Origin of the sequence: Saccharopolyspora indica (genome assembly GCF_027853965.1) — a bacterium.
Lineage (GTDB): Bacteria > Actinomycetota > Actinomycetes > Mycobacteriales > Pseudonocardiaceae > Saccharopolyspora > Saccharopolyspora indica.
Genome location: NZ_JAQGLB010000018.1, coordinates 89,556 through 107,058, shown reverse-complemented (window position 1 = coordinate 107,058; position 17,503 = coordinate 89,556). Strand labels below are relative to the sequence as shown.

General features: G+C 70.1%; 17 protein-coding genes. 8 read left to right on the top strand and 9 right to left on the bottom strand.

Going from position 1 to position 17,503, the window contains the following annotated elements; translation table 11 throughout:
* Window positions 1-53: 53 nt before the first annotated feature.
* The gene (locus OU416_RS30580; RefSeq protein WP_270930519.1) at window positions 54-3,608 is read right to left on the bottom strand and encodes a toll/interleukin-1 receptor domain-containing protein; all 3,555 of its coding nucleotides are present in this window, start codon (window positions 3,606-3,608) and stop codon (window positions 54-56) included.
* Between the two features lie 228 nt (window positions 3,609-3,836).
* Here OU416_RS30580 and OU416_RS30575 point away from each other — a divergent pair, with 228 nt between their 5' ends.
* Window positions 3,837-4,520 carry a hypothetical protein gene (locus OU416_RS30575; protein ID WP_270930518.1) on the top strand — a complete coding sequence of 228 codons (684 nt, stop codon included), beginning with the start codon at window positions 3,837-3,839 and terminating at the stop codon, window positions 4,518-4,520.
* A gap of 31 nt (window positions 4,521-4,551) precedes the next feature.
* Here the strand turns inward: OU416_RS30575 and OU416_RS30570 are convergent, their stop codons facing one another.
* The 3 genes from OU416_RS30570 to pdhA are packed head-to-tail and all read right to left on the bottom strand — an operon-like array spanning window position 4,552 to window position 7,843.
* Window positions 4,552-5,769, bottom strand: a complete 1,218-nt coding sequence (locus OU416_RS30570; protein ID WP_270930517.1) for a dihydrolipoamide acetyltransferase family protein — start codon at window positions 5,767-5,769, stop codon at window positions 4,552-4,554.
* Window positions 5,766-6,785 (bottom strand): alpha-ketoacid dehydrogenase subunit beta, encoded by a 1,020-nt coding sequence (locus OU416_RS30565; protein WP_270930516.1) that lies wholly within the window; start codon window positions 6,783-6,785, stop codon window positions 5,766-5,768. Before OU416_RS30565 ends, OU416_RS30570 begins: the two co-directional genes overlap by 4 nt.
* Window positions 6,785-7,843: a pyruvate dehydrogenase (acetyl-transferring) E1 component subunit alpha gene (gene pdhA, locus OU416_RS30560; RefSeq protein ID WP_270930515.1), complete on the bottom strand. Its 1,059-nt coding sequence runs from the start codon at window positions 7,841-7,843 to the stop codon at window positions 6,785-6,787. Before pdhA ends, OU416_RS30565 begins: the two co-directional genes overlap by 1 nt.
* A gap of 90 nt (window positions 7,844-7,933) precedes the next feature.
* Between pdhA and OU416_RS30555 the strand changes: the two genes are divergently transcribed.
* Window positions 7,934-8,434, top strand: coding sequence for an Lrp/AsnC family transcriptional regulator (locus OU416_RS30555; RefSeq protein WP_270930514.1), 501 nt, complete (start codon window positions 7,934-7,936; stop codon window positions 8,432-8,434).
* Window positions 8,435-8,609: 175 nt separating this feature from the next.
* On the opposite strand, the gene OU416_RS30550 is transcribed toward OU416_RS30555, so the two are convergent.
* The 4 genes from OU416_RS30550 to OU416_RS30540 all read right to left on the bottom strand — a co-directional run bounded on the left by OU416_RS30550 (window position 8,610) and on the right by OU416_RS30540 (window position 11,252).
* A complete protein-coding gene (locus OU416_RS30550) occupies window positions 8,610-9,407 on the bottom strand; it encodes an exodeoxyribonuclease III (RefSeq protein WP_270930513.1) in 798 nt (265 codons plus the stop codon).
* 42 nt (window positions 9,408-9,449) lie between these two features.
* Window positions 9,450-10,214, bottom strand: coding sequence for a CoA transferase (locus tag OU416_RS40240; protein WP_333779667.1), 765 nt, complete (start codon window positions 10,212-10,214; stop codon window positions 9,450-9,452).
* A gap of 135 nt (window positions 10,215-10,349) precedes the next feature.
* Window positions 10,350-10,934, bottom strand: coding sequence for a hypothetical protein (locus OU416_RS40235; protein WP_333779666.1), 585 nt, complete (start codon window positions 10,932-10,934; stop codon window positions 10,350-10,352).
* Between the two features lie 102 nt (window positions 10,935-11,036).
* Window positions 11,037-11,252, bottom strand: coding sequence for a hypothetical protein (locus tag OU416_RS30540; protein ID WP_270930512.1), 216 nt, complete (start codon window positions 11,250-11,252; stop codon window positions 11,037-11,039).
* Window positions 11,253-11,427: 175 nt separating this feature from the next.
* On the opposite strand from OU416_RS30540, the gene OU416_RS30535 reads away from it, so the two are divergent.
* The 6 genes from OU416_RS30535 to OU416_RS30510 are packed head-to-tail and all read left to right on the top strand — an operon-like array spanning window position 11,428 to window position 16,695.
* Window positions 11,428-12,003 carry a DNA polymerase ligase N-terminal domain-containing protein gene (locus OU416_RS30535; protein WP_270930511.1) on the top strand — a complete coding sequence of 192 codons (576 nt, stop codon included), beginning with the start codon at window positions 11,428-11,430 and terminating at the stop codon, window positions 12,001-12,003.
* On the top strand, window positions 12,000-12,866 hold the full coding sequence (gene ligD / locus OU416_RS30530) for a non-homologous end-joining DNA ligase (RefSeq protein WP_270930510.1): 867 nt from the start codon (window positions 12,000-12,002) through the stop codon (window positions 12,864-12,866). The genes OU416_RS30535 and ligD overlap by 4 nt, the downstream gene beginning before the upstream one ends.
* Before the next feature lie 5 nt (window positions 12,867-12,871).
* Window positions 12,872-13,081, top strand: a complete 210-nt coding sequence (locus OU416_RS30525; RefSeq protein WP_270930509.1) for a hypothetical protein — start codon at window positions 12,872-12,874, stop codon at window positions 13,079-13,081.
* 55 nt (window positions 13,082-13,136) lie between these two features.
* The gene (locus OU416_RS30520; RefSeq protein WP_270930508.1) at window positions 13,137-13,628 is read left to right on the top strand and encodes a 2Fe-2S iron-sulfur cluster-binding protein; all 492 of its coding nucleotides are present in this window, start codon (window positions 13,137-13,139) and stop codon (window positions 13,626-13,628) included.
* Window positions 13,625-14,611, top strand: a complete 987-nt coding sequence (locus tag OU416_RS30515) for an FAD binding domain-containing protein (protein ID WP_270930507.1) — start codon at window positions 13,625-13,627, stop codon at window positions 14,609-14,611. Before OU416_RS30520 ends, OU416_RS30515 begins: the two co-directional genes overlap by 4 nt.
* Window positions 14,608-16,695, top strand: coding sequence for a xanthine dehydrogenase family protein molybdopterin-binding subunit (locus OU416_RS30510; protein WP_270930506.1), 2,088 nt, complete (start codon window positions 14,608-14,610; stop codon window positions 16,693-16,695). The genes OU416_RS30515 and OU416_RS30510 overlap by 4 nt, the downstream gene beginning before the upstream one ends.
* Here the strand turns inward: OU416_RS30510 and OU416_RS30505 are convergent.
* Window positions 16,692-17,480 (bottom strand): SGNH/GDSL hydrolase family protein, encoded by a 789-nt coding sequence (locus OU416_RS30505; RefSeq protein ID WP_270930505.1) that lies wholly within the window; start codon window positions 17,478-17,480, stop codon window positions 16,692-16,694. The genes OU416_RS30510 and OU416_RS30505 overlap by 4 nt on opposite strands.
* Window positions 17,481-17,503 lie beyond the last annotated feature (23 nt).

Genomic DNA, 17,503 nt, shown 5'->3' with positions numbered 1-17,503 from the left:
CCAGCCTCAGAGATCGGCGATGTGTCTCGCTGACCTCCACGTGTGGACTCCGATCACGATCTGCCCGTGACCAGACTGCGGATGCTGCGACGGGCGTCAGTCGCCAGGAAGTCGCGCACCGCACGGTGTTCTGGTCGTTCTACCAGCGCCTTTGCGAGCACGGTGCGAACCAAGCGGTGCGGGCTTTTCGCCAGGAACAGGCCGTGTTCCGCATCTGCGGGGTCGGCGGCCCACAGCGAGGCGGCCAGCGCCTGGACGTGCGGGTGGGGGTGGGCCGCGAAGAACTGGGGTGGCGTTGTCAGACTCGACAAACCGATCCTGCGCAACGCACGTACGACGACCGGGATTCGGACCTCAGTTGAGCTGCGGAGCAGGTGTATTGCCTGCGTCTGTACGGATGAGCGGTCCGTTTCGGTGACTGCTAGCCAGGCACGGGCGAGGACGGCCCCGTCCGCAGTCGTCTCCGTGCCGAACTTTGTTCTGAAGAACGACAGCGGGTGCCTCGACGCCTGGTGCATGGCATTGCCTTGGGCATGGGGGTGATCCTCATGTGCGATTGGATCGAGTGCGTCGAAGATGCGCCGCCGATGGTCGACGTCGAGATCTGCGGCTATACCGGCAAGTCCGTCCAGGGCGTCGAGCCTGTTCATCATGTCATCGTCCAGATCGAGGGCGTGTCGGAGCATGGCGTCGGCGAGTTCGTTCCTGACGGCTGATGGCAGCAGATGCGCCAGGTTCAGCAGTTCGTAGTACGGACCCCAGTATGTGACTTGCGTCGGGGTCGCTGCGGGCCGATTGATCACCTGCTTTGCACCCTTGATGGCCAGGGAACGAACGGCGTCCGTTGGTCGTCCGAAGCGAGCCAGGACCAGGCAGGCTCGCCTGTTCCCCTCTGACGCGTGCATCACGAACCTGTCTTCCAGCTCCGTGATGCAGTCGGACAGCAGTGGCGAATCCTGGTTGCGAAGTGCTGTGCGGAGGAAATCGTCGCTGCCAAGCAATCCGTCGACGAGCTGCTTCGCAGCACGTTCCGAGAGCTCTTGGTGATCGGCCGCGATGTGTACGAGCAGCTCCGCATGGTCGTGATCCGTCCGGTAGCTGCGTCCTGGAGCGGGGACCAGCGGTCCGAGGATGTCCAGCGCCGTGCGCGCTTGCGCTTCCGTCAGTACGGGCCCCAGTGCGGTGAGCGCCTTGATGGCGTGAAAAACCGGTTCGTCGGGGAAGACGCCAGCGGGTCCCTTTCCGCGCATCGTCGCCAACGCTGCGTCAACCCAGCCGCTCGCGGCCTCGTCGCTGACTAGGTCAGCGCAGACCGATGTTGCGGCGAAAGCGGTCGCTACCTGTCCGGCAGTGGTCCCCATGGCTTCGACGGGCCAGTCGATGGACTCCTCCGGGAGCGACTTCGCGGCTTCGATGGCCTGCTTTCGCGATTCGGACCAGACGAGATGTTGGAGGCCGGCCAGGGGCTCCTGGTTCGCTGCCATCGCCTTGCCGAGTTCACGCGTCGCCTCCATCTCGGAAAGCAGGTTCGCGCGAACGTAAGACCGCCAGCGCCATCGCGACAGCCTGGAGACCGCTTGCCTGGGCTTGTTGGCCAGCAAACTCCGCAACGCCTGCTTGTCGATCAGGGCGTTGCCCGGGAGCCTGCTTGGTCGGCTTTCACCGCGCAGGTGCTGCGCGAACGGGTGCTGGGTGTCGCCTTCCGGGAAGAGGGGGCCCTGTTTCATGCGCAGCATCCGCAGCGCGTACAACCAGTCTGCGGCCTCCTCGTTCATGGACTCGATCAGCGCGTCCTCGATAGCCGCGGAGTAGTCGTGCTCGGCTTCGTGGATCCGATTCGCGAGGAAGTACCACCGCGCTCGGCGTGCGAGGATCCACGGTCGACAGTAGGGCGCGAACTCGCGTCGGGCGCGTTGCAGCAGCGATTCCCATTCGCCGGTGACCTCGGCAACGCACATCGCCAGCCGAACTGCGGACTGCTCGTGTGGTGAACCGGGTTCCGCGATTTCTCCGGAGAGCACGGACAGCTCCTCGGCCCGGTTGGCCACTACGTGCTGATTTCGCGTTGACATGGCCTGTTCAGCGAGGCACACGGCGGCATCGAGCCGATGCGGATCGTCGTCGGTGAGCGTATCAAACGTCGGGGCCAAGCTTCGCTCAACGCAATCGTAGCCGCTTGCCACGTCCGGTACGTTCAACAAGAATGAGGCGACTCGGCGAACTTCCGGGCTCATGACGTCGTTCCCGTGGAGTTCCCCGATCACAGGCTCGATCGGTACGTGCTCGGATCCTTCGCGGAACTCGCTCCAGAGCAACTCCATAGCGGTCAGCGCGGCCTCGTCGTGCTTCCCCGCCGCGCGCAACGCCTTCGCCTGTTCCACCTGGAACGGGCCCGAATGCACTGCGAAACCACTGGCGCGCAGCTTCGCCGCTATGGCGCCGTAGCGATCGGCGGCTTGAAGCGGGTCGGTTTCCCGGAGCTGGTCGGCGCGCGCCCGCTCCGCGTCGAGCCCGAGGTGGCGGAGCGGACCTCGGCTGACCGCATGCGCGAGCTCGCTGCCCGCAGTGCCGACCGGCTGCCCGGGCAAGTCGGGCTTCTCCGGTTCGTCGCGGGACAGGCTGCGTCGGAGCCCTGGAAGGTTTCGGCGCGCTTCTGCTGCGAAGACACGTGCCTGAGGCGCCGGAACTCCGGAGTCCTCGAAAGCCCGGCGTGCGCCTTCCATGGAAATCCCCGGCAGGACCACGACGGTTCCTTCGGTCGGTTGATTCGGGCCCGCGGGTACCAGCACGTGGTGCCCGCGCTGCACCGCTCTGGCCACTCCGGGTGCGTCGAAGGTCGGAACCAGGAGTCGGGACTGCGGAATCTCGATGCAGTACCGCCATGCTTCCTGATCGGAAACGACGACAGCTCGGGCAAGTGGATCTTCTCGGGCTTCACAGAACGCTCCGATGAATGCGATGGCCTGGCTCTGGGAATCGCTTTTGACAAATGTTGCGCTCGGAGGGCCGTGCAACGCTGACTCAATGTCAGCGACCTCCTGCTCGCGCCCGGCCAGCAGGACTCCTGGAGGCATTGCTGGTTCGGTTCCCGCGGACCAGGATGCCCACCACTCGCTCAACTCCTCAGTTCCCGGGAGCTGGATCGCTGCGAGCTCCGGCACCGTGGCGACGAGCTCGGTGATTAACCGGTCGATCTCCTGGACCGCGCCCTTGTAGGTGATCCTGCGGAACTGGCAGCGGGCGAGATCTGCGATGTCGTCGGGAAGATCGCTGCTGTTGAGCTGGGGTGTGTTGTCGATCAGGATAGGAATGACCCGCTTGCCGTTGCCCAGCGCGTACGCGATTTCCCGGCGGACCCAGTCGTCGGGGTCGTCGAGTCGTCGGCCATCGGCTCCGGCCGCGGTCAACCACTCCCGGCCGATCACCGCGATGAGCACGGCGCAGTCGCGGAGCGCGTCTCGAATGGCCTCGTCGAAGTACTCACCGAGGCGTATTTCGCGGGATGCGAAGAAGATCTGTCCCTTTCCCAGCTGTTTGCTGAGCGTGTCGGCGATCAGGCTCGCCACCACGGCCTGCCCGCTGTCATCGACCCGGTAATTGCAGAACACTGAACAGCGAGACCTCTCGAGCACTCTTCCTCCGTGCGTTCGGCTGATGTCGGCACGGTATTCAGGTCGGCCGGAATCTGGCTTGGGCCATTTGGCTGATACTGCGGGGTAGGAAACAGGAAACTAGGTCGTGAGATTGCCGAGTGCTTCCCGTGCCTGCTTTCCTGATTGCGTGATTCCGATTGATGAGGCGGGCCGGTCGTGCTAGGTCCGGCGGGTTTCAGTCCCATGAAAGCGGTTCAGAAAGCCTTTCGCGAGCTCGTCGACTCGAACAGCGCGCCGGTGCTCGACGGCTGGTCGCTGAGCCCGGATCTCTCGGAGAAGCAGGTGCAACTCGGCAGGATTGCCGAGTTGTTGCGGGACCGCACCGCGGAAACCTCGGTTAAGGACGCGGTCTGGGCTGAAGTCGTCCGGTTAGCCCAATCCGTCGGTCAGCCATGGATGCTCGTGGCTACCGGGCTCATGACCTCTGGGCTGACCTCCGTGGTCCGACGCGTGATCCTGAACCGCGGTGGGGAACCTGCCGAGGTGGAGGCAGAGGTTCTGCTGGGCTTCGTCGAAGCCCTGCGGACCGCCGATCCTTCGATGAGGCGGTTGTCGAACCACCTCCGGCAAGTCGCTTACCAGCGGGCGCTGAGCGCCCACCAGTCGCAGTTCCAGCGCGCTGACTCCAGCAGTGTTCCTCGACCGGTGCCGTACACGACGCCGCCGGGACATCCGGACCTCGTGCTGTCTCGAGCGATAGAGGACGGTGTGCTTACTCCGTTTGAAGCCGAACTCATCGGGCGAACACGACTGGAGGGTATGGAGCTGCACGTGGTGGCTGGGGAGTTCGACCTGGCCCCAGCAGTCTGCCTGTCAGTGCGGGCCGAAGCTGAGACAGATCTCGTCGGCTACTTGGGGCAGCGGTGAGCGAGTCCTGCTCACCGCTACCCGCGGCGCCTCAGACGTCGGCGAGGGCTGTGACGGGGTTCTCCACGCAATCCGCCAGGTGGCGGAGGAACCCGCCCGCCGTGCCGCCGTCGCAGACCCGGTGGTCGAAGGTCAGCGACAGCTGGGTGACCTTGCGCAGCGCCAGCTCGCCCCGGAAGGCCCAGGGCTTGTCGATGATCCGGCCGACGCCGAGGATCGCCGCCTCCGGGTGGTTGATGATCGGCGTCGAGCCGTCCACGCCGAACACGCCGTAGTTGTTGAGCGTGAAGGTGCCACCGGTGAGGTACTTCGGTTCGAGCTCTCCCGCGCGGGCCCGTTCGGTGCGGTGGGCGATCGCCTCGGCGAGCTGCGCGGTGGTCATCTCGTGCGCGTCGCGGACCACCGGCACCACCAGGCCGCGCGGGGTCTGGGCGGCGAAGCCGAGGCCGATGCCGCGGTGCTGGACGATCTCGCCGCGCTCGGCGTCCACCGAGGAGTTGAGCTCCGGGAACCGGCGCAGCCCGACGACGCAGAACCGCGCGAGCAGCGCCAGCAGCCCGATGCCGCGCGATCGCAGCTCGTCGCGGGCCTCCAGCAGCCGGGTCGCGTCGACGTCCACCCACGTGGTCGCGTCCGGGATCTCCCGGCGGCTGCGGGTGAGCTTGTCGGCCACCGCGCCGCGCAGACCGCGCAGCGGGATGCGGACCTCGTCGCGCTCCGGCTCCGGCAGCCGGGCGGCCTCCACGTCGCGGCGCAGGATCACCCCGCCCGGACCTGATCCATCCACACTGGACAGATCGACGCCGTGCTGCTTCGCGAGCCTGCGCACGATCGGCGACAGCACGCGCGGCGCACCCGTCGCGGTCCGGGCCGCGGCGTGCTGCGGGCGGACCCGCTGGCGGCGCCTCCGCGCCGCGGTCCCGGTCCCGTAGCCGACGAGCACGTTGCCCGATCCGGCCCGTTCCTCGGTCCGGTGCTGCTCGTGCGGGGAGTCCGCTCCGTCGATCGCGATCAGCGGCGCGCCCACGGCGATCACGTCACCGGGCTCGCCGTGCAGCGCCCCGACGACTCCGGCGTGCGGGCACGGCACGTCCACCACGGCCTTGGCGGTCTCCACCTCGACCACCACCTGGTCCGCCGCGACGTGGTCGCCGACCGCGACGTGCCAGCGAACGATCTCCGCCTCGGTCAGCCCCTCGCCCAGATCCGGCAGGGAAAACGTGCGGTTGGTCAGAACAGGGCTGTTCACGCCGCTCCCTCCTGTCCACCGATCCACTTCACGTCGGGTTGGTCGTCCCACTGGAGGCGGGCCAGGGCGTCGAGCACGCGGTCGACGTTGGGCAGGTGGCTGTGCTCCAGCTTCGGGGGCGGGTACGGGACGTCGAAGCCGGAGACGCGCAGCACCGGGGCGGACAGCGAGTGGAAGCAGCGCTCCTGCACGCGGGCCGCGATCTCGGCGGCCACTCCGGCGAACCCCTGCGCTTCCTGCAGCACCACGCAGCGGCCGGTCTCGCGCACCGCTGCGGTCACCGTCTCGTCGTCGAAGGGCACCAGGCTGCGCACGTCGACGACCTGCACGTCCCAGCCCTCCTCGGCGGCCGCCGCCGCGGACTCCATCGCCAGCGGCACGCTGGGTCCGTAGGCGATCAGCGTGGCGTCGCGGCCCGGTCGGCGGATCGCGGCGCGGCCGATCGGTTCGGTGGTCACCGGCAGCTCGACGTCCTCTTTGGACCAGTAGAGCTTCTTGGGCTCCAGGAACACCACCGGGTCCGGGTCCGCGATCGCCTCGCGCAGCAGCGAGTACGCATCCGCCGCACCGGACGGGGTCACGACCTTCAGCCCCGGGGTGTGCGCGTAGTAGGCCTCGCTGGAGTCGCAGTGGTGCTCGACGCCGCCGATGCCGCCCGCGAACGGGATCCGGATCACCATCGGCAGCGCGACCGCGCCGCGGGTGCGGTTGCGCATCTTGGCCACGTGCGAGACGACCTGCTCGAAGGCGGGGAAGGCGAAGGCGTCGAACTGCATCTCCACCACCGGGCGGAACCCGGCCATGGCCATGCCCACGGCGAACCCGGCGATGCCGGACTCGGCCAGCGGGGTGTCGAAGCAGCGGTCCTCGCCGAAGGCGTCCTGCAGGCCGTCGGTGATCCGGAAGACCCCGCCGAGCTTGCCGACGTCCTCGCCGAAGACCACGACCCGCTCGTCCTCGGCGATCGCGTCGCGCAGCGCCGCGTTGAGCGCCTGCGCCATGCTGGTCGCTGCCATCACAACGCCTCCTGTTCGGCTCGGAGCTGGGCGAGCTGTTCGGTCAGCTGCGGGGTCGGTTCGGCGTAGACGTGGCGGAAGAGGTCCGCCGGGTCGGCGCTGGGCTCGACCTGCATCCGGCTGCGGACCTGCGCGGCGAACTCCTCGGCCTCCGCGGCGATCTGCTCGACCGCGGTGTCGTCGAGGTGCCCGCTCTCGCGCAACCGGCGTTCCAACCGCTCGATCGGGTCCCGCTGCCGCCACCGCTCGACCTCCTCGGCGGAGCGGTAGCGCCCGGCGTCGTCGGCGTTGGTGTGCGCCTCCATCCGGTAGGTGTGCGCCTCGACCAGGAACGGCCCGCCGCCGGACCGGGCGTGCGCCACGGCGGTGTCCAGCACCGACAGCACCGCCGCCGCGTCGTTGCCGTCCACCTGCTCGCTGCGCACGCCGTAGCCGATTCCCTTGTGCGCCAAGGACGGCGCGACGGACTGCTTGGCCAGCGGCACGCTGATCGCATAGCCGTTGTTCTGCACCAGGAACACCACCGGTGCGCGGAACACCGCGGCGAAGTTCAGCGCCTCGTGGAAGTCGCCCTCGCTGGTGGCGCCGTCGCCGATCAGCGCCAGCGCGACCGTGTCGCGGCCCTTGCGGGCCTCGCCGTGCGCCAGGCCCACCGCGTGCAGGGTCTGGGTGGCCAGCGGTGTGCACTGGGGTGCGGTGCGGGTGCTCGGCACGTCGTAGCCGCAGTGCCAGTCACCGCGCAGCAGCGTCAGCACCTCCACCGGGTCGATGCCGCGGGTCACCAGCGCCATCGAATCCCGGTAGGTGGGGAACAGCCAGTCCTGCGCGCCGATGCTCAGCGCCGCGCCGACCTGGCAGGCCTCCTGGCCGCGCGAGGACGGGTACACCGCCAGCCGGCCCTGCTTGGTGAGCGTGGTGGCTTGCGCGTCGAACCGCCGGCCGACGACCATCGCCCGGTAGGCGGCCAGCAGCCGGGACGGCTCCGGCTCCGGGTGGTTCGGATCCGGCAGCTGCACCGGACTGCTCGACGGAAGCCATTCCACGGTCTGCACCTCCATTGGACGACTGGCTTGAGATCGTCGTTCAGCGGAGCCATGTGATACAAGTCATCGGCGAGCAATCGGGACGAACGGCTTCAGGAGCGCGCGATGGTCGACCAGACGTCCGGTGGGAGCGGCATCCGGAGCACCCGGGCCGGACGATCGGCTCCGGCGCTGGACGACATCGACGCGCGCATCGTCGACGAACTGGCCCGCGACGGCCGGATGTCCATCCGCACGCTGGCCGAGCGGGTCAGCATCTCCCGGACCAACGCGCACAGCAGGCTGGACCGGCTGCTCGGCAGCGGGGTGATCACCGGTTTCCACGCCCGCGTCGAGCCGGCCAAGGCCGGGCTGGGCACCGCGGCGCTGATCGGGCTGTCCATCGAGCAGGACACCTGGCGCGAGGTGTCCCGCAGGCTGGCCGAGATCGACTCGGTCGAGCACGTGGCGCTGGTGGCGGGGGAGTTCGACATCGTGGTCCGGGTGCGCACCGAGGACAACGTGTCCCTGCGCAACCTGGTCTTCGACCACGTCCAGTCGCTACCGGGCGTGCGCACCTGCCACACCTGGCTGATCTTCGACGAGTTCGAACCGGAGCACCGCTGACCCTCGGTACACCACGACCACGACCGAGTCCCTCACCACCCACCGTCACCACGGCCCCCACCTGCGCAAACCCGCCCGCGTCACCCGGGGCTGAGTCAATTTCGCACGAAATTGACCATCACCCGGGTGAACGTCAATTTCGTGCGAAATTGACCGCCCGCCTGGCCCGGCCCGGTCAGGGGAGGTCGAGGTCGACGACCACCGGGGCGTGGTCGGAGGTGCCCTTGCCCTTGCGCGCGTTGCGGTCGACGTAGGAGTCGGTGACCGCGGTGGTGAACCGCTCGTCGCCGTAGACCAGGTCGATGCGCATGCCCTGGTTGTTGGGGAAGCGCAGTGCGCGGTAGTCCCAGTAGGTGAAGGGCACGTCGTACTTCAGGGCGCGCGGGTGGACCTCGGTCAGGCCGATCTCGCCGAGCGCGGTGAGGGCCTTGCGCTCGTCCTCGGTGACGTGCGTGCAGCCCGCGAACTCGGCGATGTCCCAGACGTCGGCGTCGGTCGGGGCGATGTTGAAGTCGCCGAGGACGGTGAACGGGAGCTCGCCCAGCTCCTCGGCGGCGGTCGCGCGCAGCGCGTCGAGCCAGCGCAGCTTGTAGGCGTAGTGCGGGTGGCCGACGTCGCGGCCGTTGGGCACGTACACCGACCAGACGCGAACGCCGCCGCACGTGGCGCCGATCGCACGCGGCTCCTCCGCCTCGAACATCGCGCCGTCGGCGAGGAAACCGGGCTCGTCGAGCAGGCCGCGGCGCACGTCCGCGATGCCGACCTTGGACAGCACCGCCACGCCGTTCCACCGCCCGGTCCCGTGCGCGGCGACCTCGTAGCCCAGCTCGCCCACCTCGTCGTACGGGAAGGCGTTCTCGGCGCACTTGAGCTCCTGGAGGCACAGCACGTCCGGCTCGGCGGTGCCCAGCCAGTCCAGCAGCTTCGGCAACCGGGCCCCGACGGAGTTGACGTTCCAGCTCGCGATCCGCACGCCAGAACCCTCCCACACGGCCCCGGCGCGCCCGGCCGGTGGTCAGCGGGGCAGCCATTCGGGGCGCGAGGAACCGCGGGGGACCAGGACGTGGCGGTAGTCGCCGGGTGTTGCGCTCATCCGGACCTGGTCGGTGACGCCCTGGTAGCGGCCGAGCGGGGTGTCCGCGGTGAAGGTCTCCGGAGCGAGGTAGGCGTGCTCCTCGCCGGTGCCGGCGATCGAGCGGGCGTAGTCGCGGTCGAAGACGCCCATGCTCAGGATCCACAGCGCCGCGCGGGTCAGCGAGACGTGCACGCGGTAGCTGCCGCCTTCGGTGGCTCGGCGGATGAGCGCCTGACCGACGCCGACGGCCATCAGCCAGGACACGATGTAGTCGTTGACCACCAGGATGGGCGGCAGCTGCGGGGTTTCGCCGTCGCCCTCGAGGTTCATCATGCCCACCACGCTGCCCGCGGACTGGTCGAAGCCGACCCGCTGTGACCACGGCCCGGTGCGGCCGTTGAAGGAGGTCGTGACGTGGACGACGCCCGGTCGCGCTGCCGCGGCCTGCTCCGCTGACAGGCCGATCCGCTCCAGGTACCCGGGACGCCGGTTGGCGAAGAAGACGTCGGCGCCGGCGAGCAGGCTCCGGATCAGCTCCGGACCGCCACCGCGGTACGGGTCCACTGTGGAGGAACGCATGCCGACGTTGGCGGTGACGTAGGTGGTGTCGTGCTCCAGCTCGTCCGGCCGCCACAGGTTGGGCACGTCGGCGCCGTGCAGCGCCAGCGCCCGCCCGGCACCCGCGCCGGCGATCACGTGACCCATGCCCAGCGCCCGGACGCCGTCCAGCGGCGCGGTGCCGCCGGGCTCGAACGGTTCGGGCTCGCTGTCGCCGATCCTGGTGATCTCGATCAGCGGCTGGTGGACCAGCGATTCCCGGTAGTGCGGCTCGGTGAACAGCTACGCGGGCGTGCGCAGCATCGGCATCACCACGCCCGCCTCGGCCCCGGCGTCCTCCAGGTCGCGGGCCCGCCACTCGGCCACGGCCTTGGCCACCGCGTCGGCGTCGTCGGGCACGCCGAGCAGCTTCTGGGCGGCGACCTTCAGCTTCGGGTACGGGTTGAGGGGCATCACCCAGCGATCGTCCGCGGTGCGGTAGAAGGCGAAGCCGAGCGCGTTGCCGACGTTGGCCGGGCTGCTCGCCGGGTAGCCGTTGAGCAGTTCCCACTTGCGGTCGTAGAACGGGCACAGCCGGTGCGGGGTGCGGCGCAGGTCCACCGCGATGTCCTGACCGGAACCGCCGCGCAGCTGCCAGATCTTGGCCATCACCACCGACTTCGCGGCCAGTGCGATGCCCGCGGCGCCGCCGAGCCGCAGCGTGCTGGGCACCACCGGGTCGGCGCCGCGGAAGGTGATCCGCCCGCCCGCGTCGGCGGGGCTCAGGCCGACTCCGGCGAGAACCTCGGTCAGCTCGGCGTGCGGGTCGAACGCGTCGTCGGTCGCGGGCGCGGCCACTGCGCCGGTGATCCGCTCGGTGAGCGACATGGTGCCTCCGGGTGCATCGACGAACCAGATTCGTTATCGATGCTAACTAGAGGCCTGCTGGACGGCTCGACCGATTCGGGAACTCCGGCGTGACCGCTGCGGTCATGAGCGGATGACGGGTTCTCCTGCGTACTGGTAGCGCCAGACGCCGTCGGCGCGGCGGTCGTGCCGGTCGTAGCGCGCGCACGGGGATTCACCATCTCGCGGGGACGGGAAGGTGAACTGACCGAGGGGTAAGTCCGCCTCCGGTGCGGGGATGATGAACGACCGGCCGTCCTCCGGGCCACCGATCAGTTCGGCGTGCACGTGCTGCTGCATTGGTGGTCTCCCTGGCTGGCGACGAACGCTTTTCTCGCCCCATAGGAACAAATGCGCCGCCAGTTGGTTCCAGGTTTCACCCGATCGTCTCAACTTGATGTGTCAGCAGGCGGTTTTCGCGCCGCGGGCCGGTTGCGCTTGGTTAGCGGACGACCACTCCGGGTAGGACCGGGGCATGGCTGAGGACGAGCTCGGAACCTACCGGCGCAAGCGCGATCTGCGGCGGTCCGGGGAGCCTACGGGTGGTGAACCCGAACCCGGGGACCGGCCGCGCTTCGTGGTGCAGCGGCACGACGCCTCCAGTCTGCACTACGACTTCCGGCTCGAGGTCGACGGCGTGCTCAAGTCCTGGGCGGTGCCGAAGGGACCGTCGCTGGACCCGCGCGAGAAGCGGCTGGCGACTCCGACCGAGGACCACCCGCTGGACTACGCGGACTTCGAGGGCGAGATCCCGGAGGGCTACGGCGCGGGCACCGTCATCGTCTGGGACACCGGCACCTACCGCAACGACACCGAGCGCGACGGTGAAGAGGTGCCGATGGCCGACGCGCTCGCGGCCGGGCACGTCAAGGTGCGGTTGCACGGCACGAAGCTGCACGGCGATTTCGCCCTGACGCGCAGCGAGTTCCGCGGGAAGGAGCAGTGGCTGTTGGTGAAGGTCGACGACGACGGTGCCGACCGGCGCCGGAACCCGGTGAGCACCCAACCGGAATCGGTCCTCTCCGGCCGGACGAACGACGAGCTCCGATGAGCACTCCGTGGGAGGTCGACGGGCACCGGTTCGACGTGTCCAATCCGGACAAGGTGCTCTACCCCGGCAACGGCTACCGCAAGCGTGACGTGCTGGACTACTACCGCTCCGTCGCCGAGGTGATGACCGGGCACAGCAGGGGGCGACCGCTGACGCTGCGCCGATTCCCGGACGGGATCGACGACGACGGCTTCTTCCAGAAGGAGGCCTCGGACCACTTCCCGGACTGGATCCGGGTGGCATCGGTGCCGCAGCGCGGCGAGCGCGGTGTGGTGCACCACGTGGTCCTCGACGATGCCGCGACGCTGCTCTACCTGGCCGGTCAGGCCTGCCTGGAGTTCCACCTCGCGCTCTCCACAGTGGACGACCTGGAGCGGCCGGTGCTGGCGGTGCTCGACCTGGACCCACCGGAGGGCACCGGGCTGACCGAGCTGCGCGAGGTGACCCGGCGGATGTGCGAGCGGTTCCGCGACGCCGGGCTGGATCCGCACGTGCAGGCCACCGGCGGCCGGGGCTTCCACGTGGCCGCGCCGCTGCGCGCCGAGCGCGAGTTCGACGAGGTGCGGGCCGACCTGCGCGAGCTGGCCGAGCGAGCGGCCCGCGACGAGCCGGAGCTGCTGACCACCGAGCAGCGCAAGGACAAGCGGGGCGACCGGATCTTCCTGGACATCAACCGCAACGCCTACGGCCAGACCGCGATCGCGCCCTACTCGCTGCGCGCCCGCCCCGGTGCCCCGGCCGCGACCCCGCTGGACCTCGACGAGCTCGGCCGCGCGGAGCCGCAGTCCTACGGCCTGGCGAACATGGCGCGCAGGCTGGCGCAGAAGAGCGATCCGTGGGCGGATCTGGCCGAACGGAGGTGAGCAGGATGTCCGAGCAACCGGAGGAACCCGAGACCTTGCAGGGCGCCGAGAGCCTGGACGAGGAGGAGCTCGGCGGTGACCCGGTGGAGCGCGGGGTGCAGCCGCCGGACAGGTGGTCCCGGGAGACCGAGAGCCGCCCGACGCCGCGGGAGGAGCGCGAAGGGGAGTCGCTCGACGAGCGGCTCGCCGAGGAGGTGCCGGACGAAGACGGGTGAATGCGGGTTCCGGGAGGCGGGTACGCCTGGTTGGCAGGTCTTGAGGGGAGGCGCTTTGGACACCGAGATCACCCTCGTCGTGGACGGCGTCGAGCACCACCTGGTCGTCGACACCCGCACCACGGTGCTCGACGCGCTGCGGGAGCGGCTCGGCATCACCAGCCCGAAGAAGGGCTGCGACCACGGCCAGTGCGGCGCGTGCACGCTGTTGCTCGACGATCGCCGGGTCAACAGCTGCCTGATGCTGGCGGTGGCCTACGACGGCGCGAACCTGCGGACCGCCGACGGCTTGGCCGACGGTGATCTGCACCCGGTGCAGCGCGCGTTCATCGAGCACGACGCGTTCCAGTGCGGCTACTGCACGCCGGGTCAGGTGGTGTCCGCGGTGGGCATGATGCGCGAGATGCGCGAAGGGGAACCGAGCGCGGTCACCGCCGATGCCGCTGAGCTGGCCGACGAGGTGCGCGAGCGGATGAGCGGCAACCTCTGCCGCTGCGGCGCCTACGCCAACATGATCCCGGCGATCGTGGAGGTCGCGCAGCGATGAGACCGTTCCGCTACCAGCACGTCCAGGACGTCGGCAGCGCGGTGACCGCGCTCGCCGCCGCGCCCGGCGCGGCGTACCTGGCCGGTGGCACCAACCTGGTCGACCTGATGAAGCTGGAGGTCGCGGTGCCGGACCTGCTGGTCGACGTCCGGCAGCTGACCTCCGACCGGATCGAACCGCACCCGGAGTTCGTGCGGATCGGAGCGGCGGTGACCAACAGCGCGCTGGCCGCCGATCCGGTGGTCCGCAGGAGGTTCCCGATGCTGTCGCAGTCGATCCTGGCCGGTGCGTCGGGACAGCTGCGCAACCTGGCCACGACCGGCGGGAACCTGTTGCAGCGCACCAGATGTCCCTACTTCCAGGACCTCAACACGCCGTGCAACAAGCGCGAACCGGGCACCGGCTGCTCGGCGCGTGCGGGCTTCCAGCGCGATCACGCCGTTCTCGGCGCTTCCGAAGCGTGCATCGCCACCCACCCCTCCGACATGGCCGTGGCGCTGGTCGCCCTCGACGCCGTGGTCAACACCGAAGGCCCGCACGGGCCGCGGGCGATCCCGCTGGTGGGCCTGCACCGGCTGCCCGGCGACGAACCGGAGCGGGACACGGTCCTGGAGCACGGCGAGCTGATCACCTCCATCGACGTGCCGCAGCTGGACTTCGCCACCAACTCCCGCTACCGCAAGGCCCGCGATCGCGCGTCCTTCGCCTTCGCGCTGGTGTCGGTGGCCGCGGCGGTCGACACCGCTGACGGCGTCGTGCGCGACGTCCGCTTGGCGCTGGGCGGCGTCGCGCACAAGCCGTGGCGGGCGACCGCCGCCGAAGAGGCGCTGCGCGGTGCCGAAGCGTCGGCGGAGGCGTTCCGCCGGGCCGCCGACGCCGAGCTCGCCGGGACGAGGCCGCTGCCCGGCAACGAGTTCAAGGTTCCCTTGGCGCGCAACATGATCGTCGGTGTGCTCTCCGAGCTCGCGGGGGTGCCGCGATGACCGCGACGACCAGCATCATCGGTGCTCCCGTCGACCGCGTCGAAGGCGTGGAGAAGGTCCGGGGCGCGGCGTTGTACGCGGCGGAGCACCCGGTCGACCAGCCGGTGCACGCCTGCCCGCTGCAGGCCGAGATCACCCGGGGCCGGATCACCGGCATCGACCCGGCCGAGGCGATGGCCGAGCCGGGCGTGATCGCGGTGCTCACCCACGAGAACGCCCCGGAGCTCGCGTCGGGGCAGGACGCCGAGCTGACCATCCTGCAGTCCCCGGAGATCGCCTTCCACGGCCAGCTCATCGGGGCGGTGCTCGCCGAGAGCATCGAGGCCGCGCGCCGGGCGGCGCAGGTGGTGCACGTCGGCTACGAGCAGCGGGAGCACGACGTCGACCTGCACCCGGCGCGGCGCGACCTGGTCAAGCCGGAGCTGGTCAACGGCGGGTTCCAGACCGACACCGCCGAAGGCGACGTGGACGCGGCCCTGGCCAGCGCCGCGGTGGTGGTCGACGAGGTCTACACGACACCGCAGGAGCACAACAACCCGCTGGAACCGCACGCCACCATCGCCAGCTGGACCGACGGCGACCTCACCCTCTACGACTCCACCCAGGGCGTGCACTGGGTGCGCGACAGCATCGCGGCGGTCTTCGGCCTGGACCGGCGGCGCATCCACGTGGTGTGCCCGCACGTCGGCGGCGGTTTCGGCGCCAAGGGGCTGCCGCACGCGCACGTGGTGCTGGCCGCGATGGCCGCCCGGCTGGTGGCGCCCCGGCCGGTGAAGCTGGTGCTGACCAGGCAGCAGATGTTCACCGTCGTCGGCTACCGCACCGGCACCCACCAGCGCGTCCGGCTGGGCGGCGACGCGGCGGGCCGGCTGACCGCGATCAGCCACGACGCGGTGTCGCAGACCTCCCGGATCAAGGAGTTCGCCGAGCAGACCGCGGTGGCCACCCGCACCATGTACGCCGCGCCGAACCGCCGCACCACGCACCGGGTCGCGGAGCTGGACGTGCCGGTGCCGTCGTGGATGCGGGCTCCCGGCGAGTGCCCCGGCATGTTCGGCCTGGAGGTGGCGATGGACGAGATGGCCATCGCCTGCGGCCTGGACCCGGTGGAGTTCCGCATCCGCAACGAGCCGGACACCGACCCGTCGACCGGGCGCCCCTTCTCCAGCCGGAACCTCATCGCCTGCCTGCGCGAAGGTGCGCAGCGCTTCGGCTGGGCGCAGCGCGATCCCGCACCGCGCTCCGGTCGCGACGGCCGTTGGCTGGTGGGCACCGGAGTCGCTTCCTCCACTTACCCGGTGTTCAGCATGCCCGGCTCGCGCGCCACCATCCGGGCCCGGCCGGACGGTCGCTACCGGGTGCTGATCGGCGCGGCCGACATCGGCACCGGCGCGTGGACGGCGCTGACCCAGATCGCGGCGGACGCGCTGGGCGTGGAGATGTCCGAGATCCAGCTGAGCATCGGCGACACCGACCTGCCCTACGCCAGCGGTGCCGGCGGGTCCACCGGGATCACCTGCTGGGGCTCGGCGATCGTGGACGCGGCCCGCCGCTTGCGCGCTCAGCTGCCCAACGGCGAGCCGATCCCGGACGAGGGCGTCGAGGTCACCGGGACGCTCCCGGACAACCCCTACGCCGGGCAGATGGCGATGCACAGCTTCGGCGCGCAGTTCGCCGAAGTCCGGGTGCACGCCGACACCGGGGAGGTGCGGGTGCCGCGGATGCTGGGCGTCTTCGCGGCCGGCCGGATGATCAACGCCAAGACGGCCCGGTCGCAGCTGCTGGGCGGGATGACCATGGGCCTGTCCATGGCGCTGCACGAGCACAGCGTGGTGGACCCGCGCTACGGGCACGTGGTCAACCACGACTTCGCCGGTTACCACATCGCGACCAACGCCGACGTCGGCGAGATCGAGGTGGACTGGATCGACGAGCACGACCCGTACGTGAACCCGATGGGCACCAAGGGGATCGGCGAGCTGGGCATCGTGGGCACCGCGGCGGCGATCGCCAACGCGGCCCACCACGCGACGGGCGTGCGCGTCCGCGACCTGCCGATCACGCTGGACCGCTTCCTGGCCTAGATCCGCTGCACAGCGGCGCGCAGCAGCACTCGCAGGCAGTACCGGACGAGGTAGTGCCCGCGCACCAGCAGCCACGGGAGGCCTTTGCCGACCAGCCAGCGCAGGTGGTCGAAACCGCTGGTCCGGATGCCGCCGGAGGCGACAAGGGAGACCTCGCCGGGCACCGCGACGCCGACGGCGCGGAACTCCTCGGCCAGCGAGGCGGCCAGCAGCCGGTGCCCGAGCTCGGACGGGTGCAACCGGTCGACGCTCCACGTGGTCGGGTGGTAGACGCCGGGCAGCCGGTCCAGGTCCACGATCCCCGCCGCGTGCTCTTCGGCGACCTCCTCCAGGATCCGGTTGAGCGCGTCGATCCGCCTGGCCAGCGCCGCGCGCAGCGGCCCGGGCAGCCGGAAGACCCGCCCGTGGTCGTGGTAGCGGATCGTCACGACGGTCGTTCCCGCCGCGGTGAGCGCGCGCAGCACATCGGTCAGCAGCCGCCGCAGCCGCAGCGGATCGAAGTCGTAGCGCATCGTGTCGTTCATGCCGACCAGCACCACGGCCGCCTCCGGCGCGGCGCGCAGCGCGGCCGGCAGCTGCGTGCTGTGCACGTCGGCCACGCGCGCGCCGCTGGACGACACGTTCGCCAGCTCCGCCGCTCCGAGCGCTTCGGCCAGCAGCGGCGCGAAGCCGCGCCACCCGCCGGTCACCGGATCGCCCATGCCCGCACCGACCGAGTCGCTGAGGACGGCCAGCGCGCGAACTCGTCGCGGACCCGCCCGGTCCGCCAGGATCGCCTCCCGCACGTGATCATGGTGATCGGCGATCA

Excerpts from the sequence above, each read along its gene's own strand:
- OU416_RS30575 (WP_270930518.1), top strand. The coding sequence starts at position 3,837 with ATGAAAGCGGTTCAGAAAGCCTTTCGCGAGCTCGTCGACTCGAACAGC.
- OU416_RS30565 (WP_270930516.1), bottom strand. The coding sequence starts at position 6,785 with ATGGCAGCGACCAGCATGGCGCAGGCGCTCAACGCGGCGCTGCGCGAC.
- pdhA (WP_270930515.1), bottom strand. The coding sequence starts at position 7,843 with ATGGAGGTGCAGACCGTGGAATGGCTTCCGTCGAGCAGTCCGGTGCAG.
- OU416_RS30555 (WP_270930514.1), top strand. The coding sequence starts at position 7,934 with ATGGTCGACCAGACGTCCGGTGGGAGCGGCATCCGGAGCACCCGGGCC.
- OU416_RS40240 (WP_333779667.1), bottom strand. The coding sequence starts at position 10,214 with ATGGGTCACGTGATCGCCGGCGCGGGTGCCGGGCGGGCGCTGGCGCTG.
- OU416_RS40235 (WP_333779666.1), bottom strand. The coding sequence starts at position 10,934 with ATGTCGCTCACCGAGCGGATCACCGGCGCAGTGGCCGCGCCCGCGACC.
- OU416_RS30540 (WP_270930512.1), bottom strand. The coding sequence starts at position 11,252 with ATGCAGCAGCACGTGCACGCCGAACTGATCGGTGGCCCGGAGGACGGC.
- OU416_RS30535 (WP_270930511.1), top strand. The coding sequence starts at position 11,428 with ATGGCTGAGGACGAGCTCGGAACCTACCGGCGCAAGCGCGATCTGCGG.
- ligD (WP_270930510.1), top strand. The coding sequence starts at position 12,000 with ATGAGCACTCCGTGGGAGGTCGACGGGCACCGGTTCGACGTGTCCAAT.
- OU416_RS30525 (WP_270930509.1), top strand. The coding sequence starts at position 12,872 with ATGTCCGAGCAACCGGAGGAACCCGAGACCTTGCAGGGCGCCGAGAGC.
- OU416_RS30515 (WP_270930507.1), top strand. The coding sequence starts at position 13,625 with ATGAGACCGTTCCGCTACCAGCACGTCCAGGACGTCGGCAGCGCGGTG.
- OU416_RS30510 (WP_270930506.1), top strand. The coding sequence starts at position 14,608 with ATGACCGCGACGACCAGCATCATCGGTGCTCCCGTCGACCGCGTCGAA.